19 protein-coding genes are annotated in these 24,325 nt (G+C 58.9%); 14 read left to right on the top strand and 5 right to left on the bottom strand.

Annotated features, from left to right (window positions below; genetic code table 11):
* The first annotated feature begins 158 nt into the window (after positions 1-158).
* From xrtT to ACR1XY_RS22655, 4 genes are all read left to right on the top strand, one after another.
* Positions 159-1,613, top strand: a complete 1,455-nt coding sequence (gene xrtT / locus ACR1XY_RS22670) for an exosortase T (RefSeq protein ID WP_480596747.1) — start codon at positions 159-161, stop codon at positions 1,611-1,613.
* Positions 1,610-3,694, top strand: coding sequence for a VIT and vWA domain-containing protein (locus ACR1XY_RS22665; RefSeq protein ID WP_480596744.1), 2,085 nt, complete (start codon positions 1,610-1,612; stop codon positions 3,692-3,694). The genes xrtT and ACR1XY_RS22665 overlap by 4 nt, the downstream gene beginning before the upstream one ends.
* A gap of 153 nt (positions 3,695-3,847) precedes the next feature.
* Entirely contained in the window at positions 3,848-4,531 is a 684-nt protein-coding gene (locus tag ACR1XY_RS22660; protein WP_480596742.1) for a response regulator transcription factor, read from the top strand.
* Complete coding sequence (locus ACR1XY_RS22655; protein ID WP_480596739.1) at positions 4,525-6,081, top strand: ATP-binding protein; 1,557 nt, start codon at positions 4,525-4,527, stop codon at positions 6,079-6,081. Before ACR1XY_RS22660 ends, ACR1XY_RS22655 begins: the two co-directional genes overlap by 7 nt.
* Before the next feature lie 189 nt (positions 6,082-6,270).
* On the opposite strand, the gene ACR1XY_RS22650 is transcribed toward ACR1XY_RS22655, so the two are convergent.
* Genes ACR1XY_RS22650 through ACR1XY_RS22635 form a run of 4 tightly spaced genes read right to left on the bottom strand, consistent with a single transcriptional unit; the run spans position 6,271 to position 12,588 of the window.
* The gene (locus tag ACR1XY_RS22650; RefSeq protein WP_480596735.1) at positions 6,271-7,515 is read right to left on the bottom strand and encodes an NAD(P)/FAD-dependent oxidoreductase; all 1,245 of its coding nucleotides are present in this window, start codon (positions 7,513-7,515) and stop codon (positions 6,271-6,273) included.
* A 15-nt stretch (positions 7,516-7,530) separates the two neighbouring features.
* The gene (locus ACR1XY_RS22645) at positions 7,531-8,541 is read right to left on the bottom strand and encodes an Ldh family oxidoreductase (RefSeq protein WP_480596733.1); all 1,011 of its coding nucleotides are present in this window, start codon (positions 8,539-8,541) and stop codon (positions 7,531-7,533) included.
* A 57-nt stretch (positions 8,542-8,598) separates the two neighbouring features.
* Positions 8,599-10,119, bottom strand: a complete 1,521-nt coding sequence (locus ACR1XY_RS22640) for a trimethylamine methyltransferase family protein (protein ID WP_480596731.1) — start codon at positions 10,117-10,119, stop codon at positions 8,599-8,601.
* Positions 10,120-10,134: 15 nt separating this feature from the next.
* Positions 10,135-12,588 carry a GcvT family protein gene (locus tag ACR1XY_RS22635; protein ID WP_480596729.1) on the bottom strand — a complete coding sequence of 818 codons (2,454 nt, stop codon included), beginning with the start codon at positions 12,586-12,588 and terminating at the stop codon, positions 10,135-10,137.
* A gap of 279 nt (positions 12,589-12,867) precedes the next feature.
* Between ACR1XY_RS22635 and ACR1XY_RS22630 the strand changes: the two genes are divergently transcribed.
* The 5 genes from ACR1XY_RS22630 to ACR1XY_RS22610 all read left to right on the top strand — a co-directional run bounded on the left by ACR1XY_RS22630 (position 12,868) and on the right by ACR1XY_RS22610 (position 17,846).
* Positions 12,868-13,749, top strand: coding sequence for a LysR family transcriptional regulator (locus tag ACR1XY_RS22630; RefSeq protein ID WP_480596727.1), 882 nt, complete (start codon positions 12,868-12,870; stop codon positions 13,747-13,749).
* 81 nt (positions 13,750-13,830) lie between these two features.
* Positions 13,831-14,490 carry a TetR/AcrR family transcriptional regulator gene (locus tag ACR1XY_RS22625; RefSeq protein ID WP_480596725.1) on the top strand — a complete coding sequence of 220 codons (660 nt, stop codon included), beginning with the start codon at positions 13,831-13,833 and terminating at the stop codon, positions 14,488-14,490.
* A 28-nt stretch (positions 14,491-14,518) separates the two neighbouring features.
* Positions 14,519-15,628: a mandelate racemase/muconate lactonizing enzyme family protein gene (locus tag ACR1XY_RS22620; protein WP_480596723.1), complete on the top strand. Its 1,110-nt coding sequence runs from the start codon at positions 14,519-14,521 to the stop codon at positions 15,626-15,628.
* Between the two features lies 1 nt (position 15,629).
* Complete coding sequence (locus tag ACR1XY_RS22615; RefSeq protein ID WP_480596721.1) at positions 15,630-16,718, top strand: alcohol dehydrogenase family protein; 1,089 nt, start codon at positions 15,630-15,632, stop codon at positions 16,716-16,718.
* Between the two features lie 3 nt (positions 16,719-16,721).
* Positions 16,722-17,846, top strand: coding sequence for a mandelate racemase/muconate lactonizing enzyme family protein (locus ACR1XY_RS22610; protein WP_480596719.1), 1,125 nt, complete (start codon positions 16,722-16,724; stop codon positions 17,844-17,846).
* An 88-nt stretch (positions 17,847-17,934) separates the two neighbouring features.
* On the opposite strand, the gene ACR1XY_RS22605 is transcribed toward ACR1XY_RS22610, so the two are convergent.
* Positions 17,935-18,537 carry a helix-turn-helix domain-containing protein gene (locus ACR1XY_RS22605; RefSeq protein ID WP_480596717.1) on the bottom strand — a complete coding sequence of 201 codons (603 nt, stop codon included), beginning with the start codon at positions 18,535-18,537 and terminating at the stop codon, positions 17,935-17,937.
* A gap of 146 nt (positions 18,538-18,683) precedes the next feature.
* Here ACR1XY_RS22605 and glyA point away from each other — a divergent pair, with 146 nt between their 5' ends.
* The 5 genes from glyA to ACR1XY_RS22580 all read left to right on the top strand — a co-directional run bounded on the left by glyA (position 18,684) and on the right by ACR1XY_RS22580 (position 24,219).
* A complete protein-coding gene (glyA, locus tag ACR1XY_RS22600) occupies positions 18,684-19,937 on the top strand; it encodes a serine hydroxymethyltransferase (RefSeq protein WP_480596715.1) in 1,254 nt (417 codons plus the stop codon).
* 11 nt (positions 19,938-19,948) lie between these two features.
* The gene (gene lpdA, locus ACR1XY_RS22595; RefSeq protein ID WP_480596713.1) at positions 19,949-21,328 is read left to right on the top strand and encodes a dihydrolipoyl dehydrogenase; all 1,380 of its coding nucleotides are present in this window, start codon (positions 19,949-19,951) and stop codon (positions 21,326-21,328) included.
* 14 nt (positions 21,329-21,342) lie between these two features.
* On the top strand, positions 21,343-22,287 hold the full coding sequence (lipA, locus tag ACR1XY_RS22590; protein WP_480596711.1) for a lipoyl synthase: 945 nt from the start codon (positions 21,343-21,345) through the stop codon (positions 22,285-22,287).
* A 25-nt stretch (positions 22,288-22,312) separates the two neighbouring features.
* Positions 22,313-23,719 (top strand): alanine/glycine:cation symporter family protein, encoded by a 1,407-nt coding sequence (locus ACR1XY_RS22585; RefSeq protein ID WP_480596709.1) that lies wholly within the window; start codon positions 22,313-22,315, stop codon positions 23,717-23,719.
* A 77-nt stretch (positions 23,720-23,796) separates the two neighbouring features.
* Positions 23,797-24,219, top strand: coding sequence for a universal stress protein (locus tag ACR1XY_RS22580; RefSeq protein WP_480596707.1), 423 nt, complete (start codon positions 23,797-23,799; stop codon positions 24,217-24,219).
* Positions 24,220-24,325 lie beyond the last annotated feature (106 nt).

The following is a 24,325-nucleotide window of genomic DNA, read 5'->3' as shown; positions in this document are numbered from 1 at the left end:
TGTAAGCCAGAAAAGATCAGACATGTTCACCGCTCGTTTTCGAACCGTGAATCACGCCGCTATACGGAAATCAATGGGTCCTGAGCCTAAGAGTATCTCATCAAAATCTGCACATATTGGGCAGGGGAAATGCGCATTCGCCATTCACATCTGGCGGCATGAAACATTTGACCACAGATACATTGGTATGCTGCGCCTTTGCGATTGCTTCCGCAATTCTTGCCGCGCAGCCTTTACAATGGCTTGTTCGAAGTTGGCTTAGCCCGGCGTACGGCTCGTACGGTTATGTCTATGTCCTGCTGATCTTTGGTCTTGCCGGGATGAGCTTGCTGAGCGGTCGTCCGAAAGGCGCGCGCTCTCAGACACCTGCAGTTGCCTTGCTGCTATTGGCGGCTTGGATCCGTTTTTTGGGGCAGGTTTTGGCGATCAATATTCTGAGCGCTTTCGCCCTTGCATTGGATGTTTTCGCGCTGGTTGGATTGTTGCAGATGCATCGGCGCCCTTTCGCGCTGTCGCCATTCTGGATGGCTGCATTGTTCCTGTTTTCCTTGCCGACCGAAATAATCTTGCAGCGTACGCTTGGGTTTCCGTTGCAGATGGTTTCGGCGGAATTGTCCTGTCACATGCTGGGCGCATTGTTCTCGAATGCCGTTTGCGACGGTGTGCGCATCACCTTGGAACAAAGGGACATTCTGGTGGACTTACCCTGTTCCGGCGCGTCTGGGCTTTTGTTGTCGCTGGCTTTTGTGGTCACCCAAAACGCGGTTCTGCGGCCAAGGTGGTATACCGGCGGCTTCAGCCTGTTGGCCGTGACCGGGTGTGCGGTCTTGGGTAACAGCCTGCGCATTTCGATTTTGGCGATTGGCCTTGCACACGATCTGGATGTCATGGCCGAGCCCTGGCACAGCCTTATTGGGTTGGTGACGCTGGCCCTGACAGTGACGCCCTTTGCCCTGTTTTATAGGCCCCGCGACACGAGCCCGCGTAAAAGCCGCCCACAGACCGACCGGATCATCCTGCCGAAACCCATCAAGGTGTTGGCGGGGATTACTTGCCTGACAGGCAGCATTGCCATTGTGTCGCTCAAGGCAAAACCGGTGGATGTTTCGGGCAGCGTTGTGACGCCGAACCTGCCCACGCAGATTCACGGACACCTGGTGCAAAACGTACCTCTCACTGCGATAGAGGCGCATTACTTCGAAGCCTATGGCGGGCAGGCGCAGAAAGCACAGTTTGGCCCCTTGGGGTTGAATGTGGTTAGCACGCGCGCGCCGCTACGGCATCTGCATGCCCCTGAAATCTGTCTGCGGGGTCTCGGCTATAAGGTTCGGTTTCTGGGCACACGCTACGACGGTGTTCCCAGCGCTTTTTACCGGGCCACCGGCCCTGCCGGGGATCAATGGATGGTTGCGGTTAGCTACGTCTCGCAAAACGGGCACGTGACACCCAGCGTCGGTGAAGCGATCTGGCGCTGGCTAAATGGCTCCGGCGGCACCTGGAGCAGCGTGCAAAGAATCACCCCATGGGCTTTGGACACCGCACTACAGGCCCAACTGGACGCAGCCGTGATTGCAGCCCTCGACATTCACACTTTCAAAGGAACGGACATATGATACGCCATTTTGCTTTTCTCTTTCTGTTGCTGCCTGGAGCCGGATACGCTCAGCCCGAAGACGCCATTGCAGGTCGGTTGGTCGGCAGCGGAGCAGCTGGTCAACTGGACCTGCCACTGCTGAATTCGAACCTTTCCGTTGATATTCAGGGCGATACGGCAACCGTTCAGGTACGACAGGTGTTCGTGAATCCATCGGATGATCCGATGTCGGCGGAATATCTGTTCCCACTCAACCAAAAAGCCGCCGTTTACGCGATGCAGATGCAAATAGGCGACGAAGTGATTGAGGCGCAGATTCAACAAAAGCAGCAGGCCGAGCAAACCTTTGAGACCGCAAAGCAAGAGGGCAAGGCCGCGGCGCTTTTGACCCAGCATCGTCCCAACATGTTCACCCAGAACGTTGCCAACCTGATGCCGGGGCAACCGATTACGGTAACGCTTAACTATGTGCAGGCCGTCCCTAAGGTCGACGAGGCTTATGAGCTGGTACTCCCTCTGATCGTCGGGCCGCGCTATCAAGGGGCGATGGATTTTGACCTGACGTCCGAGGGCGTAGTGTTAGCTGATTTCAATGAAGAAAAACCGGCCACCTCAGCCGTAACCGAGGTCGATGGTTGGACCGTTTCCGAGCTACCGCAATACCCTCTGGTTCCGCTCCTAACAAACCCTGATACAATTGAACCCGCACGGGTCTCGTTGGACCTGAACCTGCGCGGTGCTGTTCCCGTTTCAAATCTGACAAGCGCAACGCATAATCTGCAAGTCAAGCAGTCTGAAGGGGTGATCAGCGCGACCTTTCAGGACGGGCGGGTGATCGATAACCGCGATCTGGTTCTGCGCTATGAGCTTGGTGGCGATGAGACGACGGCCGGAGTGTTGGCCCATCATGATGAACGGGGCGGCTTTGTATCCTTGCTGGTTGAACCTCCAAAGATTCCACAATCGGATCAGATCACCCCACGAGAGCTGGTATTTGTGCTGGACACCTCGGGATCAATGGGCGGAGAGCCGATGGATGCCAGCAAACGGTTTATGGAGGCCGCTTTGCAGGGCCTGCGCCCCGAGGATTATTTCCGCGTAATCCGGTTTTCATCGGACGCGACCGAATTCGCATCCCAGGCCGTTCCTGCCACGCGGGCAAACCTTGAATCTGGTTTGCGCTATGTGCGTAGCCTTCGGGCCGGCGGTGGAACAGAAATCGACAATGCGATCCGTCACGCCTTTGCAACCCGGCAACCTGAGAACACATTGCGCATCGTCGTCTTCCTCAGCGACGGCTATATCGGTCAGGAAGCGCGCGTACTGCGCACGATCCGGCGGCAAATCGGCGATGCACGTATCTATGCGTTTGGGGTGGGCACTGCTGTAAATCGCTATCTTCTGGACGCGATGGCCGAAGAAGGCCGTGGCTATGCGCGCTATGTTGATCCGACCCAACGCGCCTCGGATGTTGCCGACACGCTGGCCCGCGATCTGAAATCGCCTGTGTTGACGGATATATCAATTGATTGGGGCGGATTGAATGTCAGCGAAGTGGTGCCCCAACATATCCCTGACCTGTTCGACGGCGGCTCAATCCGGGTTCTTGCTCGGTACGAAGGCGGCGGGCCTGCCGACATTAAGATCAATGGTTTGGTCCAGAGTAGAAAAGCACAAATGCCCCTGTCGCCTATCCTGCCTTCCGAATCCGATCCAGAGAGTGTCAAGCACCAGGGCGCTGCGATCCCTCTGACCTGGGCTCGAACCAAAATCGCGGGTCTCGACCGCGCCATGGCGGTGCGGGCCGGGGATCCCAAGGAACTTGAGGCGCAGATCACTGATCTTGGGCTGAGGTTCAATCTTCAGACGCAGTTCACCTCTTTTGTTGCTGTGTCAAAAATGGTTGTAAACACCGGCGACGTTCCAACAGGTACCACTCCGGTGGCTTTGCCGCAGGTGACGGACGTGGGGGCCGGGGCTTATCCCAAAACTGCGTTCAGTGGATCATCGACACCCGAGCCTCAAACGGTTTTTGGGTTGATCATCCTGGCGGCTTTAGGCGCGCTGCGTCTGACCCGAAGTCGGAGGGTTTCGGCGTGAGGAACGTTCCTTACAAACTGCGCACAGATGCATGGTGGCTGGAGGATGATTTCAAGTGGCGCAGACCTCAGGTGCAAGCTCCACTTGACCCGGCCAATGGCAGTGTGATCTCTGATCGTGACTTCGGTGAAACTTCGATGGCGGACGCATATCTTGAACAACATCCTAATCGTAGATGACGATGCTCGTATCCGCGATGTCGTACGCTTTGCGCTGGAAGATTCCGGCTTTCGAACAACCGAGGCTGGCACCGGTCAGGATGCGCTAGACCTGTTTTACAAAACCCCGGCCGACTTGGTTGTTTTAGATATCGGAATGCCCGAAATGGACGGCTTGGAAGCCTGCAAAGAGCTGCGTAAAACCTCAACCGTGCCGATCCTGTTTCTGACAGCACGGGATGATGAGATTGACCGCATCCTGGGGTTTCAACTTGGTGGCGATGACTATGTCACAAAGCCCTTCAGTCCGCGTGAGCTGGTATTGCGGATCAAGGCTATCCTTGCCCGCTCGGCAGATGCAAATTCGCCGGACGACGTGACGGTGTTTCAGGATTTGCGGCTGGATCATAGCGCACATCGCTGCACCCTCGCGGATACAGAAATTCAGCTTACCGGGATCGAGTTTTCGGTGCTGTCGATCCTCGCCAAAACGCCAAGCCGCGTCTACGCGCGCGCGCAACTGATCGATCTGGTCTATGGTCACAACACATATCTTTCCGGTCGCACGATCGATAGCCATGTTCGCAATATCCGTCAGAAGGCGCGCGCTTTGGGCTATCCCGATTTAATTCAAACCGTGCATGGTGTTGGGGTGAAACTGGGTGTTTGTCAGTGCTGACAATCAAGCAGAAATGGCGGCCGTCGCTTGCTCTGGTGATTGCGCTGGTCTGCATTGCTTTGGTGACGCTTCCGATCATCGGCGTTCTGGGTGTCCGCCTGTCCAGCAACCAGTTTGCGCGTGAAACCGAACGCAGTCTGCTTTCTCAAGCGGTTATCTTTGCCGAGGTGTATGCTGCGGCTTTCTCCGAACTGCAGTCCACGCCCTATGTGGGCCACGTCTTGTCTCCCGAGCAAAGCGAACGCTTGAAACAGGATTTTCATCCCATCCCGCCCAGTTTGGATTTGCTTCGTGGTGAGGTCTCACCGCCCCGTCCCGACCCGGTTTCCAGTGATAAACCTCTGGATGCGCCGTACGCGGCGATCTCTCAAACGTTGTCACAGTTGGCAACTTCGGCAAAGAAAACTACACTGTCAGGGTATGTCTTACTGGATCACTCCGGGCAGGTCGTTGCCAGCAGCGGATCAGTCAGCGGGTCTTTTCTGCAAGTCCAAGAAGTCGCGCAGGCCCTTCAGGGAGAAACCGTTTCAGTGCTGCGGCATCGAGATGACCCTTCCCGGCGCCACCTTCTGAACTCGATCAGCCGAGATACGTCCTACCGTGTGTTTGTCGCCCATCCGGTGGTCTTGGGCGAAAGGGTCATCGGCGTCGTTTATCTTTCGCGCACGCCTATGGATCTTAGAAAGTTCCTGTTTCAAGAGCGGTTCACACTGGGCTCTGTCGCGGCGTTCATGCTGATGTCCGCGATTGGGGTCGGTTGGATGATGTGGCGGCTGATCTCAAAGCCAATTCGCGCTCTCAGCAATCAAAGTCGGGATGTCGCAAGTGGGTTGAAACCGACGCCCGATCCCGTGAAGCACTATGGCGTGCGGGAACTGGCGGATTTGGGTAACAATGTTGTTTCGATGGCTGCAAACTTGTCGGAGCGGTCCACTGCAATCGAGACGTATACAAGCCATGTCACGCATGAACTGAAATCACCGGTCACTGCAATTTTGGGTGCGGCAGAGCTGCTATTGGACGGGCCTTCAGCCGTATCCGGAAATCGCAATCAGAAACTGGTTCATAACATTCAGGAAGAAGGTCTGCGCATGAATGCTCTGCTGGGTCGTCTTCGCGAATTGGCCCGGGCCAGCGTTCAAACAGACCCGAGCCCAACGTCGCTGGGGGATATTGTCCAAGCTGCGTCAGCCTCGTTCTCGGAACAAGTCATCGAGTGTCACGCGCCGTCCGACATGCACCTGCCATTGTCCAAAGATCAGGGGCAAATTGTTCTACATCATCTCTTGCAAAACGCGTTCCAGCACGGGGCCACGCGTGTCGATATATCTTACGAAGCGGCTTCGAACAGCTTAATTGTCGCCGACAACGGCACGGGAATTTCCCCGCGAAATAGCTCTCGCATCACAGACCCATTCTTCACGACCAGACGGGATCAAGGCGGTACAGGGCTGGGCTTATCCATTGTTGCCGCTGTGTTGAACCAAGCCAATGCGGAGATCGAGGCAATGGCGCCAAAGCACGGCACCAGTTTTCGGATCAGGTTTTGAGTTTGTTGAAAGCACAAAGTACGGGCAACTCTGAGCCAGTGTCCGCTTTCAACACTCGTTGCACGTTCCTTCGCAAGCAAATCGAACGACCACTTTCCGCCCAAATCCCCCGCAAATCATATGACCGAAGAGTTCCCTAACGTCCAAAAAATCAAAAGCAGAAAAGTGAACCACCTGCGAACCAGTGACTTACCCCGAGAAACGATCCGGGCTGAATGCCTGTATGTCGGTCTGGGATTGTCGACCGGCGATTTCATCCGCCACCAGCCGCGCGGTTGTCGCACCCAGTGTCAAGCCCAATTGCCCGTGACCTGTCGCAAAGGTGACATTTGCCAGCATTCCGCTTCTGCCAATGATCGGCCGGGTGTCGGGCGTCAGCGGCCGCCGTCCAAACCGGCGTTCGGCGCTGCCTGTATGTAGCCCCGGCAGAACCCGGCGTGCCTTTTCCACCAATATATCCGCACGAGTCCAGTTTGGACGTGCGTTGGCACCCGCGAACTCTATTGTCCCCGCGACGGCAAGCGCGTCGTCGTAGGGCGTGATGCCGAACCCGCCTTTTGCGTAGAACACAGTATGGGACAGGTTGACTCCGCTGCCCTTCAAGATTGTGGAATAACCGATTACGCCTTCCACCTGCAGTGGGACACCCAATTCTGACGCCAGATCCCGGGATCGCGTGCCGGCAGCCAAGACAAACTCTTCAGCGGCAATGGCGCGACCATCGCGCAGCCTCACTGCCTTTACCGTGCGGTTGTTTCGGTCAAAGCCGACTGCACTGCCAGAAATGACCGTACCCCCACGACTTAGGAAGGCTTCGTGCAGCGCTTCAACAAGTCGCTTGGGTTCGGTCACGAAACTCCAATCCCGCAGCAGGGCAGCATATTTGAAATCCGGAGCAATGGCCGGGTCGATGTCATGCGCTTCTCTACCGCTGACCTCTTCGATCGAACATCCCAGGTCGCGTGCCAGATCAAAGGCTGCGGCCATGCTGGTGCGATCGTCATCCCCGTCAAACAGCTTGATTACAGGGCGTTCCACCAACAGCTCCGGGCGCCCGATATCGGCCAGTTGGGCCTTGAAATCCGCAGTTGCCGAAAAGGTGAGCCGCGCCAAATCCGCCGCAATTGCACGCATTTTCGAAGGGCGCGCGTTGGCTACGAACCGGCTAAACCACGGTGTCAATCGCAGGGCGGAACTTGGGCGCAATGTCAAAGGCGCCTTGGGATGCATCAACAACCCGGGCACTTTCAACAGCATCCCGGGCTGAGACAGCGGTACGATCTCACCCACGGCGATGCAGCCGCACGAGGCCCAGCTGGCGCCCTCTCCTACCGGGCCTGGCTCGATGACGGTGACATGGTTCCCCTCGGCCTGCAAAGCTAGCGCGCAGGAGATACCAACGACGCCGCCGCCGATCACCACCATCTTGGGCATGCCTTCCGACCTTTCTTACAGTGCCTGCAACTGCGCCAGCAGGTCTGCATCGACGGAAACTCCGTTCGCTTCGGTCGCCGCACGGTTTCTCAGCCGCCCGTCTCCGGGTACGCGCGCGGTTCCGTTGCCCTCGATCTCGGCACAGATGCGGGTGACGTAGTCGTCGAACGACGGGTTGCCGAACCGGCTCGGGTCAATCGCGATCAGGGTTGCCCCGCCTTTGATGTTGAGGGCCTCAAAGGACTCGCGCTCCTGATTGTCGACCGACAGGGTGCCGCCGGCCAGCGCCGCGCCCAGCACCTCAATCAGGAAGGCAATGGCGGCACCCTTGTGTTCGCCAAAGGGAAGCAGGCTGCGGGTTTCCAGAATGGCGTTCGGATCGGTGCTGGGCTGGCCATCGGCATCCAGCCCTCCGGCGCGCGGCAGGTCATGGCCCTCGGCCGCGGCCATCTTGATATCCATCAGCGCCACCATCGAGGATGCCTGATCCCAGACAATCGGCTCGCCCCCCGGACGCGGGCACGCAAAGGACATCGGGTTGGTGCCAAAGACCGGGCGCACCCCACCCTGCGGCACGACCATGGACAAAGAGTTCACGACCCCCAACGCCACAAGCCCCGCCTCGGCCAGCGGCCCGGTGTCAAATCGCAGCGCACCCAGATGGTGGCAATTGGCGCAGGTAAAGGCCGCAATCCCGTTCTCGCGCGCCATCTCAATCAGCTCTGCCCGTGCCGCCAATGCGGCTACCTGATAGAACCCGTTGTCGCCATCGCCACGCAACACACCGGGCGCTATTCGCCGAATTGATGGCGCAGCTTTCGGGTTGGCGTAACCTGATGACAGATATTGCGCGTATACCGGCAACAAGCGCAGCCCATGACTACGAGGTCCATCGCGTTCGGACATCCGCACAAGTTCTGCTATGACTTCACTGCTATGTGCGTCAAGGCCCGCGGACACAAGGACAGATTTGGCCAATGCTTTCACCTCTTCGAGTGAGAGCGTTTTTGTCGGGGCGTCAGTCATAAGCCTCATCCTGTCCTTGTGTCTGGCTGGCGGGCGCTTGCGCGCCCGTGTTTTCAGTTACGAGTTCTGGTAATCCAGCTTCTTCTTGGCAACAAATTCGTCAAGTGCCCCGCGCTGATCATCCGGCATCGGCGGCTTGACGTAATTGTCCAGAATACGCTGCGCCTCTTCGTTGCCGACGGTTTCGGCGGTCTTCGACCCTTCCGCTTCCCACTGTTCAAAACTGTCATTGTTCTGCAGCGGGTTCATGTGAAGCGGATTTTCCCGGGTATGGTCCGTCCCCAAGAAGTGACCACCGGGGCCGATCACGGCGATGTCATCCAAAAGCGAGTCCAGGTTTTCATCCACAATACCGCTGAAGAACCTGTGAAAGTTTTCAAGCTGCCGGGTGTCCTGTACCCATTTCGAGTAGCTGACCCCAAGCGCACCTTCCAGGAAACCTGCCGAATGCACGATATAATTGGCCCCGCCCAACAGCACCGGCCACATGGTGTTGGCTGTATCAAAAGCCGCCTGCATGTCCGGGGATTTCGACCCGGTCCACATCGTGCAGGTCCGCCACGGAACGTCATAAAAACGCGCCATCTGGCCTACCAGCAGGTTCATCAGGCCCGGTTCGGGTGAACCCATCATTGGCGCACCGGTCTTCATCGACACGCCCATGATCGCCACGCCCAGCACCATCGGCGCGCCACGCCGGATGATCTGGCTATAGGCCATGCCCGCCAGCGATTCCGCGATCAGCAGCGCCACGCCGCCCTGCGGGCTGGCCGGGGTCGAGGCACCGGCCAGAACGAATGGCGACAGCAGGCAGGGCTGGTTGGCGCCGGCGTAAACGCGCAGGCTTTGCAGCATGGTTTCATCCCACACTAGCGGCGTGTTGCAGTTCAGCAGCGCAGCCATCACCACGTTGTTGTCCACAAACTCTTCGCCGAACACGATGCGCGTCATCTCAACCGAGTCGCGCGCGGCTTGTTCCGACAGAACCGACCCCTTGATCGGTTTGTCGGTCAGCGTCAGCGCCGCGTGAACAAGCTCAAGGTGGCGCTGCGGCACGGGCACGTCTTGCGGTTCGACCGGCAGAATGCCCGGAACCATCATCGACTGGCTCATCTGGCTCAACTTGAAGAAGTTGTGCGCATCTTCCAGCACCGACGGGCGACGCACTCCATCCATGCCATAGACAAAGGGAGCCCCGTAGGCGTTCGCAAACACCGAGTTCCGGTTGCCGACTCGTAAAGAACGGTCCGGGTTGCGCGCCGCATAGCCCCATTCCGACGGAACAGCCGAGATCAGGTCCATCAGCATGTCCCGGCCGATGCGAACCCGTTCACCCTGAACATCTGCGCCGTGTTTCTTCCAGTCGGCCAAGGCCACCGGGTCACGGAATTCGATACCGGTGGTTTCCAGGATCGTCATGGCGGCGTTGTGGATCTTTTCGACCCCCTCGGGACCAAGCAGATCAATAGGTCCGACTCTGCGGTTCAGTGTCGGTAGGTAAACCGGTGGCGGGTTTGTGCGGGCTTGCACCCGCGCCGCGCGACCGCTCCGGCCCGCGCGTACTCTTGCTTGTGTCATTGTAACCCCTCCGGATCAGGCGCGCGCGCGGGCGCTGGTTGGATCAACGGCGCAGACATCGATCACTTCGGCATCGCGCATTTCATTGTGCACCAGCACCTGCATTTTGGTGCCCGGTGCAGTCATATCCTGCGGCACCAGCGCCATCGCGATGTCGTGGTTGCAGTAATACGAGAACCCACCCGAGGTCACCCGACCGATCAGCTTGCCGTCGGTATAGACGCCTTCGTCAAACATCACCGAGGTATCGCAGAACGGCAGTTTAAGCGTGACCAGAGTGTTGTATCCGCCCTCATCCTGCTGCTTTTGCAGCGCGGCTTTGCCGATAAAATCACGCTCGGCCACCTGCCCGCCAATCTTCTCGGTCATCGCCACGAAGCGGCCCAGATCGGCCTCGAACGGGGTCAGATCCTTGCAAATCTCGCGGTTGATGGCGCGATAGGACTTCTCGAGACGCATGGATTCCAAGGCTTCAAGACCAAAGGGTTTCACTCCAGCTTTCAACAGCAGATCAACAAGGTGGCGGTTATAGCCGACCGGGTGGTGCAGTTCCCATCCCAGCTCACCAGTATAGGACACGCGCAGCAGATGAACGCCTTTGGCATAGCCCACCTCACCCAACTGGGCTGAGAGCCACGGGAAAGTTTCGTTCGACAGGTCGTTATCTGTCAGCGGTTGCAGGATATCCCGCGCCTTGGGCCCGGCCAAAGCGATCACTCCCAGCTGTTCCGAGATATCCTCGAGCAAAACCGAACCGTCCTTAGGCAGCAGGCGCTGTAGCTGATCCCAGTTATAAGCGCGCCAGTTCGGGGTTGAGATCAGGTAGAAATCGTCCTCGGCATAGCGCACGATGGTATATTCCGCATCCATGCCGCCCTTGCCGTTCAGCATCAGCGACAGGGTCATGCGGCCCACTTTGGGCAGCTTGTTTGCCATCAGGCCGTCCAGCCATTTGGCAGCGCCCGGCCCGCGCACCGTGAACTTGGTCATCGGCGACATTTCGATGAAGCCGGCCTCTTCCCGCGTACGGTGGACCTCTTCCTGCACCAGCTCCATGTGGTTGGTGCGGCGGAAGGAGTGTTCGGGGGTCGCTTCGTCCGGGGATTTGGCAAACCAGCGGGGGAATTCGTAGCCGTTGAAGCTGGTCCAGACCGCTCCCTGGGCCGTCAGCAGGTCGTAAGAGCCCATGGTTTTCATCGGACGCGCATCGGGGAAGTCCTCGCCCGGAACATGCGCGTTCATGTGGGTGCCCCAGGTCTCGCGCACCTTGTCCATTGTCCAGCGCTTGGACGCGTAGTCCGAGAACCGGCGCGGGTCGAGTTCCGACATGTCCATGCCTGGATCGCCGTCGACGATCCACTTGGCCAATCGATTGCCCACGGTGCCACCCCACAAGATGCCGCCCGGCATACCCTCGGCCAGCCACAGATTGTCATGCCCCGGTGCGGGACCGGCCAGCGGCAACTCGTCCGGGGTCATCTGGAATGGACCGCGGGTATTGGCCTTGATGCCGACCTCACCCAGCGTCGGGACCCGTTCGATAGCGCGCTCCCACTGAGTTTCCACCGCGTCGAAATCTTCGGGCAGCAGGTCAGCACCGAATTCGGGCGGCACGCGATCTTCGGCAAACAGCTTGAGGTCTTTGGTGAACTCATAGGGGCCGAACTGGATGCCGCCCACGTCCTCGCGCAGATAGGCACCGTAATCCTCGTCGCGCAGGATCGGGAATTCTGTCAGCCCTTTCGCGCGGCGCTCTTTCAGCAGCGGCACGGTTTCCGTGGTCCAGTATTGGTGAACAATCGGGATACAAGGCAGATCCAGCCCCACGCGACGCGCGTTCTCGCGAGCATAGTTACCAGTGGCGAAAACCAGATGCTCGCAGGTGATCTCGCCTTGGTTGGTGATCACCTTCCAATGGCCATTGTCCAGCTTTTCGTAGGATTGCGCTTCGGTGTTCTGATAGACTTTCGCGCCCGCATCCCGCGCCAGCTTGGCCAGCGCCATGGTGATATCGGCCGGGTTCACATAGCCGTCTTCGGTGTGCAGGATGCCGCCGCGGATTTCGGGGCTCTGGTTCAGCAAGGGATGGATTTCCGCGATTTCCTCCGGCGTCACCAGCTTGCAAGGCACACCTGCGGCTTCAGCAATCGAAATGTAGGACTGGAATTCGTCCCAGCGTTTCTCGGTATTGGCGACACGCAGCTGGCCCACTTTGCGCAAACCCACCGAGGCGCCCATCTTTTCTTCGACTTCGGAATAGATGCGAATGGTTTCCATCGTCATCTTGGATACGTTGTGCGACCGCACAAAGGTCACCAACAGCCCCGCTGCATGCCAGGTGGACCCCGACGTCAGCGTCGTACGCTCCAGCATGACTGCGTCCGAACACCCATGTTCGGTCAGGCCATAGAGGATCGATGCCCCAACGCATCCGCCACCGACAACCACAACTTTTGCATGCGATTTCATTCAATCGACTCCCTAACTTGCGCCGAAACCGGCCAAAAACCCGGGCATTTTGGTAAACCGCTGATGCCGGGTTCGTCCGGGTATACAGGCAATTACGTCACCATGAACGCTCCCCCTGCCGTCTGAAACAGACTCATCCCCGAATGCTGATTACCAATCTCGCGGGCTGTCGCCTTGCGGACAATTGCAAAAAAATTCACTTTGATTTAGCTGAAGTAACTCAAGCTTTGCATTTTGTGCTGAAAATCCGATAATCTACGATCAAAAGGTCAAACCAACTTGCCCAGAAGTCCCTATGAACTTCCCCCTGTAAGCTCATTGATTAGCTTCGAGGCCGCCGCGCGCCATGTGAGCTTCAAAAACGCAGCGACCGAGTTGAACGTGACCCCGGCAGCCATCAGCCATCAGGTCAAATCATTGGAACAGGAACTTAACTGCTCGTTGTTCCGCCGCCACCATCGCGGGGTTGAGCTGACTGAAAGCGGGGCTTTTCTGCTGGTCGCCCTGCAGCGAGGGCTCGAGGGCATCAGCGAAGCCTTACAGCAGTTGCGGTCGCAATATCATCGATCCGGTGTAACGATTCGGTCCAGCACCGCAGTAAGCTCGCTTTGGCTGACCCCCCGGCTTGCACAATTCTGGAAAAGTCACGGGCATATATCGGTAACGCAAGTTGTCACGGATCTGGGGTTTGACACATCGAAATGCGATCTCAGCATTTGTTATGGGGATGCCTCTGAGGAGAGAGGCAACAACCACGTTCTGTTTCGTGACCGCATCATGGCACTCGGTAGCCCGCGGTTTCTGGAACAAAACAACATCACCGGCATCCGGGACTTTGCGCGCATCCCCTTGATTCACCTTGATGCGCCGGGAACGGGGTGGACAGATTGGCGCGAATGGACCAACCAACTGGGATACGACGGGCCTTTGAATTCAGGGCATCGCGTCAACAACTATACCATTGCGCTTCAGGCCGCACAGGACGACATGGGGGCCGTACTAGGGTGGGAGGGGCTGACCTCGGAGCTTGTGACATCCGGGAGACTGGTCAGCCTGCTACCGCAGACACTTTCCTCACCACTGGATTTTTACGTTGCGCTTCACAATACGGCATCTGATCGCGCAAAACTCGTGTATCGGTGGCTGGCGGCGACCACCTGATTTTTTTTGCGCTTTATTAATTACTTATAGAAACCCACTGTATTGCTCTCCGGCCCTGTCGCCGGATAGCAGAGCCTGATTATGCCTAACGATCATTTTGTTCGTCGGTTGGGTGTTATGTCGCCGCTACTTGGATTTATGTCGGTTTTATTCGAGCCCAAGGTAGAGCGATCACTCTACCAATTCGTCATGATCGACATGAAACACCAGATTGCCGCCAGCCTGCATGGCCAGTTCGAGGAAATGGGGTTTGCCGGGCCCGGCGTCGAGGCTTTGCGCGCGGGCGCAGATGTTTCGCTGAGAACCCTCTACAAGTATTTCCCCAGCCGCGAGGCCATGGTGGTGGGCGCGTTGCAGCACCGAGACCGCGCCTATGCGGACTGGATCGGAGAAGGACCCGAGGACGGCGCAGCCCATGTTGTCCACATTCTTCAGCGGTTGTCCGACTGGTTGTTCGGGATCTCGAACTGCGGTTGTCTGTTTCGCAATGCCCTTTCCGCCTACCCTGACAGCGCCCCGATACGCGCCGCGGTCGAGGCACATAAATCCGGTATAAGAGCAATGTTTCACCGACGGCTTCTTGATGTTGCCCCGCGCTGTGATGCGGACGCATTGGCCGATCAGTTGTTCGTACTGCACGAAGGCCTGACCGAAGCCGCCCGCCTGATCGGGCCAGAACGGGCCAGCCGCCAGACACTCCAGACCGCAGCTCTGATCCTGGCTGCGGCGGGCATTGAATAACCCCTTCAAACCAACAGAAAGCCCCGACATGAAACTGAAGGAAATCCACATCTACACCCATGAACTGCCGGTCAAGAATGGCCCCTATACGATGGCCAGCGGCGCGGTCTGGGCACTGGACACCACCCTTGTCAAACTGGTGTCGGACACAGGTCATGTCGGTTGGGGCGAGACCTGTCCGGTCGGCCCGACCTATGCCGAGGCCCATGCGGACGGCGCGCGCGCCGCGCTGAAGGTGATGGCCGAGGGGTTGATCGGCGCCGAGGCAACACCTGGCACGTTGCGCCGCAAGATGGACACTCTGCTAACCGGTCACAACTATGCCAAGGCCGCGCTGGATATCGCTGCCTATGACCTTTTCGGCAAGTCGCTGGGCATCAATGTCGCCGACTTGTTGGGGGGTGCAGTGACTGACCGTGTGCCGTCGTACTACGCCACCGGCGTCGGCGCGCCGGACGACATTGCAAGACTGGCCAAAGAGAAGCTGGACGAAGGCTATCCGCGTCTGCAGGTCAAGGTCGGCGGTCGCCCGGTCGAGATTGATATAGAGGTGATCACCAAGGTCTGGGAGGTCGTCAAAGGCTCTGGTATGCGTCTGGCGGTGGATGGCAATCGCGGATGGACAACCCGCGACGCCCTGCGCGTCAGCCGGGAATTGCCACATGTGCCGTTCATCATGGAACAGCCCTGCAACACCGTGCAGGATCTGGAGAAGATCCGCCCGCAGGTCAGCCACGGTATCTATATGGATGAAAACAGTGTTGATCTGAACACGGTCATTTCGGCCGCCGGCACCGGTCTAGTGGATGGATTTGGCATGAAGGTCACGCGTATAGGCGGTCTGACTCACATGCGCGCCTTCCGCGACATCTGCGAAGCGCGCAACCTGCCGCATACATGCGACGACAGCTGGGGGGGCGATATCATCGCGGCCGCCTGCACCCAGATCGGTGCAACCGTCAAGCCTGAGCTGTGCGAAGGGGTCTGGCTGGCAGCGCCCTATATCGAAGGCAACTACGACGACGAAAACGGCATCCAGATTGTGGGTGGTCACATCGAACGTCCAACCGGGCCGGGTCTGGGTGTCAACCCGAATGAAACGCTTTTCGGCGCACCCGTTGCGTCTTTCGGAGGCTGAGATGATCCCTGAAACAATGAAAGCTGTCCTGCTTACAGGCCATGGTGGCATCGAGAAACTGGACTATCGCGCCGACGTGCCCACACCGCAACCGGAACCAGGCGAGGTGCTGATCCGCGTCACGGCAGCGGGTGTGAACAACACCGATATCAATACGCGCATCGGGTGGTATTCCAAGGCCGTGACGGCTGACACCGAAACCGGCGGCGCCGAAGGGTTCGACACGGTCGATGACGATGATGCAAGCTGGTCGGGCGTACCGATGACCTTTCCGCGCATTCAGGGCGCGGATGTTTGCGGCCATATCGTTGCCGTTGGGGAGGACGTGGACCCCGCCCGCTTCGGCGAACGGGTGATCGTGCGCAACATGCTGCGGACCTATGTGGACTACCGCCCCTATGAATGCTGGACCATCGGCAGCGAATGCGACGGCGGGTTCGCTCAATACTGCAAAGCCCCCGCGCAAGAGACCCACGCCGTCGACTGTGACTGGTCCGACGCCGAGCTGGCCGCGATCCCCTGCGCCTATTCTACTGCCGAAGGCATGTTGCATCGCGCCAGTGTCGGGGCCGAGACGGTTTTGGTAACCGGCGCCTCGGGCGGCGTGGGTTCGGCTGCTGTGCAACTGGCGAAGCGGCGCGGTGCCACGGTAATCGCGCTGTGTTCCCCTTCTAAGGTCGCGGCCGTCCGGGCGCTGGGTGCTGACCGTATACTGGATCGTGATGCCGATCTGGTGGCCGAACTGGGCGCAGGGTCGATCGACGTGGTGGTCGATCTGGTAGCCGGTCCGCAATGGCCCAGCCTGCTGGATGTGCTGCGCCGGGGTGGTCGCTATGTCACTGCGGGGGCCATCGCCGGGCCGATCTGCGAGATCGACGTACGCACGCTCTACCTGAAAGACCTGACGCTGTATGGCTGCACTTTTCAGGAAGATATCGTGTTCGAAAACCTGGTGAAATACATCGAGGCGGGTGAAATCCGCCCTGTCGTGGCCAAGACCTATCCGCTGTCCGACATCGCTACCGCGCAGGAAGACTTTCTGGCCAAGAAACACACCGGCCAGCTTGTGCTGATCCCGCCGCAGGAGTGATCGATGAAGATAAGAAAAATTGATCTTTTTGGGCTGCACCTGCCCTATTCCGGTGGCAGCTACGAGCTGTCGGGCGGTCGGATCTATACCGGGTTCGACAGTGTCATGGTCTGCCTGACCGCCAATGACGGCACCGAGGGCTGGGGCGAAAGCACACCGTTCGGCCCCAATTACATCGCCGCCCACGCCCGTGGCGCACGCGCCGGGATCGAAGAGATCGCACCCCATCTGATCGGCCGTGATCCCCGCGATGTGGATCGGATCAACGACGCGATGGACGAGGCGCTTTTGGGGCACAACCACGCCAAGAACGCCATCGACCTAGCCTGTTGGGACATGTTCGGAAAATCGGTGGGGTTGCCGGTTTACACACTTTTGGGCGGTGGCACGGGAAACCGGCTTCCGGCGATCAGCTCGATCTATGCCGGCGCCCCGGAAGACATGCGCGCACGCGTCGCCGAACACCGCAAGATGGGCTATATGGGCCATTCCGTGAAGGTCGGCGCACTGGACAGCGAAGGCGGCCCGCAACTGGACGCCGAGCGTATCGCAGCCTCGCTGGCGGATCGGCAGCCAGGCGAGTATTTTATCGTCGATGCCAATGGCGGGCTGATCCCCGAGACCGCCTTGCGGATGCTTCGCGCCTTGCCGGTCGGGTTGGATTTCGTGCTCGAGGCCCCCTGCGCCACCTGGCGCGAGACCCTTTCATTGCGCCAGCGATGTGATGTGCCAATCATCCTTGATGAACTGGCTCAGGAAGATGGTGACATCTCCAAACTGGTGGCGCTGGACGTGGCAGATGGGATCGGGCTGAAGATATCAAAGGCAGGTGGCCTGACCCATGCGCGCCGCCATCGCGACATCTGCCGGGCCGCCGGTCTGACGATCAGCGTTCAGGATACGGTCGGTTCCACTCTTTCTGCCGCTTCGATCTTTCACATGGGTGCCACGGTGCCCGAGCGGCTGCTACGCTGCGTACTCGACCCGCGGGACATGGTGACCGTTCAAACCGGCTCCTTTGACGCGCCGATCAAAGATGGCGGTGTATTGCCGCCCGATGCACCCGGTCTGGGCGTCGCCGTCAATCGTGACCTTTTGGGTGACCCCATCGCGACCTGGGAGGCGTAACCGGGCCCTTTGCAAGCTCATCCGGACGGATGCTGTGATCTGAAAATCCGGGGCAGTGCATGCCCCGGCCTGCACGGCCCTGCCCAGATCACTCCAACGACACCCAAAGAACCTGAGCATCTTCTTTGCTGGTAGATACACACCCATGCCCCATGCTGCTGTCGTAGTAGAGTGAATCCCCCGCCTTCATTGGCAACGGGCGGTAGTGTTCCGAGATAAAGATCAGCTCGCCGCTCAGTACATACATGAACTCTTCGCCCGAGTGTCGGATCCACGGGTCGAATTCGGAAATATCCCGCGCCCGGATCGTCGCGACATAGGGCAGCATCCGCTTGCTGGTCAGGTCCGAGCACAGCAACTCGTGCAGATAGGTTGCAGTTTCTCGAAACTCGCCCTGCCCTTTTGGCGTATAATCCCGTCGACCGGTAATACCCGTCTGGCCCGACTGAAGAAACAACTGAGGCGGGTTCAGATCCAGTGCCTGCGTCAAGCGTCGCACGATCTCGAAGCTGGGTTTTGTCTGGTTGTTTTCGATCTTCGACAAGGTGGAACGACCGATTCCCGCAGCGCGTCCGGCCTCTTCCAGCGTCCAGCCTTTTTCCCGCCGTGCATCCCGGATCGAACGTCCCAAAGCTGCGCCTTCGTCCAGTTCCTCTGGTGCTGAGGTTTCGTTCCTTTGGTCTTCGCCCATGAAAATCTCCCTATTCCGCTGCAGGTTACCCGTTCCCCTATTCGCACGCAACTTCACGAATATGAGATTTATGTTGATTTACGGGAATAAATTCCACTATAGGAAACAAAATCTCGAACCGGGGATTCGATTGAGAGGAGGAGACTATGTTCAAGACGTCGCTGGCCGAGGCCGACCCGAAGATCGCTGCATCGATTACGCGCGAAGGCACGCGTCAGGCCGAACAGATTGAGTTGATCGCATCCGAAAACATCGTCTCTCAGGCCGTAATCGAGGCGCAGGGTTCGGTGCTGACCAACAAATACGCCGAAGGATATCCTGGCCGCCGCTACTATGGCGGATGCGAGTATGTAGATGAGGTCGAAGTCGAAGCGATCGAACGGCTGAAGCAACTATTCGGCTGTGAATACGCAAACGTACAGCCGCATTCGGGCGCGCAGGCAAACGGCGCGGTCAAGCTGGCGCTGCTCAGCCCTGGTGACACGATCCTTGGCATGTCGCTGGATGCCGGCGGTCACCTGACCCACGGCGCAAAGCCCGCGCAATCCGGCAAATGGTTCCGCCCCATTCAATACGGTCTGACCGACGCCGGGCTGATCGACTATGATCAGGTTGAGGCGCTTGCCAAGGCCGAAAAGCCCAAGCTGATCATCGCCGGTGCGTCCGCCTATTCGCAGAAGATCGACTTTGCCCGTTTCCGTGCCATTGCTGACGAAGTTGACGCCTGGCTGCTGGCCGACATGGCCCATATCGCCGGGCTGGTTGCAACCGGCCTCCACCCCTCGCCCATCGGTCACGCGCATGTGGTCACCTCGACCACCCACAAGACCCTGCGTGGCCCGCGCGGCGGCATCATCCTGACCAATGACGACACACTGGCCAAAAAGATCAACTCAGCCGTTTTCCCCGGCTTGCAGGGCGGCCCGCTGATGCACGTGATCGCAGGCAAGGCGGTGGCCTTTGGCGAGGCGCTGAAACCCGAGTTCAAGGATTACATGCAGAGGGTGGTCGATAGTGCCTCGGCACTGGCGAATGTCATGATGTCACGCGGCTGTGACATCGTTTCGGGCGGCACGGAAAATCACCTGATGCTGGTCGACCTGCGCCCTGTCGGCGTAACAGGCAAAGACGCCGAAGCCGCGCTGGAGCGTGCAGGCTTCACCTGCAACAAGAACAGCGTGCCGGGCGATCCCGAGAAACCCGCAGTTACCAGCGGTATTCGTCTGGGCACAGCAGCTGGCTGCAGCCGGGGCTTTGGTCCCGAAGAGTTCCAGCAGATTGGCCACCTGATTGGCGATGTATTGGATGCGCTGGCGCAGGACCCGAACGGTGATGAGGTCGTCGAAAAAGCAACCCGCGAGAAAGTCCGCGCCCTGTGCGCAAGCCACCCGATCTACTGAAAGACACCAAAATGACCTACGACCTTATTGTCATCGGGGGCGGCCCAGGCGGTTATGTCGCCGCCATCCGCGCGGCTCAGCTGGGACTGAAAGTGGCTTGCGTCGAAGGACGCGGAGCACTGGGCGGGACCTGTTTGAATGTGGGGTGCATCCCCTCAAAAGCGTTGCTGACCTCCTCGGCCAAATATGCCGAGCTTGCAAACCTTTCCTCCCATGGCATTGCGGTTGAGGGGGCCAGCATCGATGTACCCGCGATGATGGGCCGTAAGGACAAGATCGTCGGCGACCTGACCAAGGGCATCGCGTTTCTGTTCAAGAAAAACGGCGTCGACCTGATAGAAGGCTGGGCCAGCATTCCTGCCGCCGGTCAGGTCAAAGTAGGCGATGACATCTACGACTCCCGAAACATCCTGATCGCTACCGGCTCGGAACCGACCCCTCTGAACGGCATCGAAATTGACGAGCAGGACATTCTCAGTTCGACCGGAGCAATTGCGCTTGAGGCGGTGCCCGAGCATCTGGTCGTCGTCGGCGCCGGTGTGATCGGGCTGGAACTTGGCCAGGTCTGGGCGCGGCTGGGCGCCAAGGTCACCGTTGTGGAGTATCTCGACCGGGTCCTGCCTGGCATTGATGGCGAAATCGCGAAACTGGCGCAGCGTGCCCTTAGCAAGCGCGGACTCAAATTCCAGCTGGGTCGCGCGCTGAAGTCCGTCGATAAGTCCGACACCGGGCTGACGCTTACTCTGGATCGGGTCGGCAAAGACAAGGAAGAGGTAATCGAAGCCGACAAGGTTCTGATCGCCGTCGGACGCCGCCCCGTCACGCGCGGGCTTGGGCTGGAAGAATTGGGGGTGGCCCGTGACCCGCGCGGATTTGTTCAGGTGGACGGCACCTTCTGCACCTCGGTACCCGGCATCTATGCGATCGGTGACTGCATCCCCGGTCCGATGCTGGCGCACAAGGCCGAAGAGGATGGTATGGCCTGTGTCGAGATGCTGGCAGATCAAGCCGGTCACGTGGACTACGACACCGTTCCAGGCGTTGTTTACACCGACCCTGAGGTTGCCTCGGTCGGCCTGACCGAAGAAGCGTTGAAAGAAACAGGCGCCGATTACTCGGTTGGCAAATTCGCCTTCATGGCCAACTCGCGCGCCCGTTCGACCGGCGAAACCGACGGTGCGGTCAAGGTTCTGGCTGATCCAAGCGGCAAAATCCTTGGCGCGCATATCTGCGGCGCTCACGGCGGTGACCTGATTGCCGAGTTGGTTTTGGCGATGACCAAGGGCGCAACCGTGTCCGAAGTTGCGTCGACCTGCCATGCACACCCGGCCATGGGCGAGGCGGTCAAGGAAGCCTGCCTCGACGCCATGGGCCGCGCAATCCACGCGTAAGAGGGAACCGTCAGATGACCATCCAGCTTCGCCCCCGTCACCCCGAAAAGGCCAAAAAGGCCGACAGTGTCATCCCGCGCAAGCCCAAATGGATCCGCCGCAAAAAGATCGAAAGCACGGAATATTACGAAACCCGCCGCCTGATGCGCGACCATGATCTGGCGACGGTGTGCGAAGAGGCCGCCTGCCCCAATATCGGCGAATGCTGGTCCAAGCGCCACGCCACCATGATGATCATGGGCGAGGTCTGCACACGCGGCTGTTCCTTCTGCAATGTGGCGACCGGGCGACCGGACGCGCTGGACGTTTTTGAGCCGGGCCGGGTTGCGGCCGCGGTCAAAAAACTGGGTCTGCGCCACGTGGTGATCACATCCGTGGACCGGGATGATCTGACCGATGGCGGGGCTGAACATATCGCCCAGACCATCCGCGCCGTGCGCCATCAGAATCCGGGCACAACGGTCGAAGTCCTGACTCCGGACTTTCTGGGCAAAAGCAATGCGGCCGATGTCGTGTTCGACGCTGCTCCGGACGTGTTCAACCACAATCTGGAAACCGTCCCGCATCTGTATCCGACAGTCCGCCCTGGCGCGCGCTACTATACGTCTCTGCGGTTGCTGGACGACGCCAAGCGAGCCAATCCCGAGATCTTCACCAAATCCGGCCTGATGGTCGGGCTAGGGGAAAGCGTGAGCGACGTGCGGCAAGTGATGGATGATCTGCGCGCCGCCAATGTCGATTTCCTGACTGTCGGTCAGTACCTGCAGCCGACCCCCAAACACCACCCGATTGACCGGTTCTGGTCACCGGAGGAATTCGCCCAGCTGGAGCAAATCGCACGTTCCAAGGGCTTTCTGCACGTGTCGGCAACTCCGCTGACCCGTTCGTCGTTCCACGCGGACGAAGACTTTGCCGCCCTCAAGCAGGCCCGTCAGCGGGCTATCGCAAACGGGGCATAATCCAGACGCAAATGGGAGGGAAACCATGGAAGCGTTAACAAACTTAGTAGGGGCCATCAATGGCATCGTATGGGGGGTACCGATGCTGGTGCTGATCCTTGGCGCCGGTTTCTTTCTGCAGGTCGGGCTGAAATTCATGCCGATCCTGCGCGTCGGCACCGGCTTCAAGCTGCTGTTTGCCGGTCGTGAAGGTCAGGGCGAAGGGCAGATTAGCCCGTTCAACGCACTGATGACCTCGCTGTCAGCAACAATCGGTACCGGCAACATCGCCGGCGTGGCCACTGCTGTCTTCCTGGGCGGTCCGGGAGCTCTGTTCTGGATGTGGATGACCGCCCTGGTGGGCATGGCCACCAAATATGCCGAAGCTGTCTGTGCCGTGAAATACCGCGAGCAGGACGAACTGGGCAACTTTGTCGGAGGCCCGATGTACTACATCAAGAACGGCTTGTCCTCGAACTGGCACTGGCTGGGCTGGGCATTCGCTCTGTTTGGCGGGATCGCCGCGTTTGGCATCGGTAACGGTGTTCAAGCCAACGGCGTGGCACAGGTTCTGGAAACGAACTTCGGTCTGAACACTTCGGTCACCGGCGTTATTCTGATGATCCTGACCGCAGCCGTTATCCTGGGTGGTATCACCCGCATCGGTGCGGTTGCCGGTAAGCTGGTTCCGTTCATGGCGGTTGCCTACATCATCGCAGGTCTGTTGGTTCTGTTGCTCAACATCGGCTCGGTCGGCGCTGCAATTGCAGATGTCTTTGCCTTTGCATTCACACCCTGGGCAGCAAAAGGCGGCGCTGCTGGTGCGGCGGTTTGGCTGGCGATCCGGTTCGGTGTGGCGCGTGGTGTGTTCTCGAACGAAGCCGGTCTGGGTTCGGCTCCGATTGCGCACGCAGCGGCCGAGACCAAAGGTCCGGTCAACCAGGGCCTGATCGCGATGCTGGGTACCTTCATCGACACCATCATCGTCTGCTCGATCACCGGTCTGGCAATCATCTCGTCGGGTGCTCTGGACGCATCGGTCGAACTGTTCAATCAGGACCCCGAACTTGGTGTTTCCGGTGCGGCTCTGACTTCGCTGGCCTTTGAAACTACCCTGCCAGGCATTGGCGGCTACCTGATCGCCATCGCGCTTTCGATCTTTGCCTTCACCACCATTCTGGGTTGGTCGTTCTACGGTGAGAAATGCGTCGAGTTCCTGCTGGGCGTCAAATCTCTGATCCCCTACCGCGTGCTGTGGATCGTCATGATCTACTTCGGCGCGACCGCGGATCTGGGCTTCATCTGGCTGCTGGCAGATACGCTGAACGCCATGATGGCTCTGCCCAACCTGATCGCCCTGCTGTTGCTGAGCCCGGTCGTCTTTAAACTGACGAAAGAGTTCTTCGCCTCGGGCGGCCAATCCGAAGAGCCCGGCGGCTCGCCTGCCGAATAGCATTGGCCTGAAAAACCGGAGGGCCCTCCCGGCCCTCCGCCTTTGAAACAGAATTCCATATCTTGAGGAGAGACGTGATGGCCACGAAAATCCTGCTGCCCATTGATCATACCGACGACCGCTCGTGGAAAAACGCCCTGCCGCTTGCGCTGGAACAGGCGAAGTTTTACGGGGCCGAGCTACACACGGTTTCCGTCATCCCCGAGATCATCCAGCTGCCGAACCTGCCCGCCAACTATGGCGCTGGTGCCAAAGAGCACGTGCGCAACGCGGTTCAGGCGATTCTGGACCACGGCAATGCCTCGGACGTGGCAATCCATATCGAAGAAGGCAGCGTTTACCGCGAAATCCTGAAGCTCGCCTACAAAGAGGGCTTCGATCTGATCGTCATGGCTTCGACCAAAGGCGATTTCCCGAATTATGAGATTGGCCCGAATCTGGCCCGTGTCGTGCGCAACGCGCATTGCACCGTCATGGTCGTTCGTGACCAGTCCCGCTGATTGAAAGGCTTAAGACATGACCGATATTAAGCGCACGCCGTTGTACTCATTGCATGTTGAGTTGGGTGGTAAGATGGTTGATTTTGCTGGGTGGGAGATGCCTGTT

The sequence above is a fragment of the Ruegeria sp. AD11(2025) genome (assembly GCF_056542405.1).
The sequence above is the reverse complement of the archived record's forward strand: the minus strand, read 5'-3'. Positions and strand labels throughout refer to the sequence as shown.

Bases quoted from the DNA above. Each gene is read 5' to 3' on its own strand.
- ACR1XY_RS22665 (WP_480596744.1), top strand. From the start codon at position 1,610: ATGATACGCCATTTTGCTTTTCTCTTTCTGTTGCTGCCTGGAGCCGGA.
- lpdA (WP_480596713.1), top strand. From the start codon at position 19,949: ATGACCTACGACCTTATTGTCATCGGGGGCGGCCCAGGCGGTTATGTC.
- ACR1XY_RS22635 (WP_480596729.1), bottom strand. From the start codon at position 12,588: ATGAAATCGCATGCAAAAGTTGTGGTTGTCGGTGGCGGATGCGTTGGG.
- ACR1XY_RS22585 (WP_480596709.1), top strand. From the start codon at position 22,313: ATGGAAGCGTTAACAAACTTAGTAGGGGCCATCAATGGCATCGTATGG.
- ACR1XY_RS22615 (WP_480596721.1), top strand. From the start codon at position 15,630: ATGATCCCTGAAACAATGAAAGCTGTCCTGCTTACAGGCCATGGTGGC.
- ACR1XY_RS22640 (WP_480596731.1), bottom strand. From the start codon at position 10,119: ATGACACAAGCAAGAGTACGCGCGGGCCGGAGCGGTCGCGCGGCGCGG.
- lipA (WP_480596711.1), top strand. From the start codon at position 21,343: ATGACCATCCAGCTTCGCCCCCGTCACCCCGAAAAGGCCAAAAAGGCC.
- xrtT (WP_480596747.1), top strand. From the start codon at position 159: ATGAAACATTTGACCACAGATACATTGGTATGCTGCGCCTTTGCGATT.
- ACR1XY_RS22650 (WP_480596735.1), bottom strand. From the start codon at position 7,515: ATGCCCAAGATGGTGGTGATCGGCGGCGGCGTCGTTGGTATCTCCTGC.
- ACR1XY_RS22610 (WP_480596719.1), top strand. From the start codon at position 16,722: ATGAAGATAAGAAAAATTGATCTTTTTGGGCTGCACCTGCCCTATTCC.
- ACR1XY_RS22605 (WP_480596717.1), bottom strand. From the start codon at position 18,537: ATGGGCGAAGACCAAAGGAACGAAACCTCAGCACCAGAGGAACTGGAC.
- glyA (WP_480596715.1), top strand. From the start codon at position 18,684: ATGTTCAAGACGTCGCTGGCCGAGGCCGACCCGAAGATCGCTGCATCG.
- ACR1XY_RS22645 (WP_480596733.1), bottom strand. From the start codon at position 8,541: ATGACTGACGCCCCGACAAAAACGCTCTCACTCGAAGAGGTGAAAGCA.
- ACR1XY_RS22625 (WP_480596725.1), top strand. From the start codon at position 13,831: ATGCCTAACGATCATTTTGTTCGTCGGTTGGGTGTTATGTCGCCGCTA.
- ACR1XY_RS22620 (WP_480596723.1), top strand. From the start codon at position 14,519: ATGAAACTGAAGGAAATCCACATCTACACCCATGAACTGCCGGTCAAG.
- ACR1XY_RS22580 (WP_480596707.1), top strand. From the start codon at position 23,797: ATGGCCACGAAAATCCTGCTGCCCATTGATCATACCGACGACCGCTCG.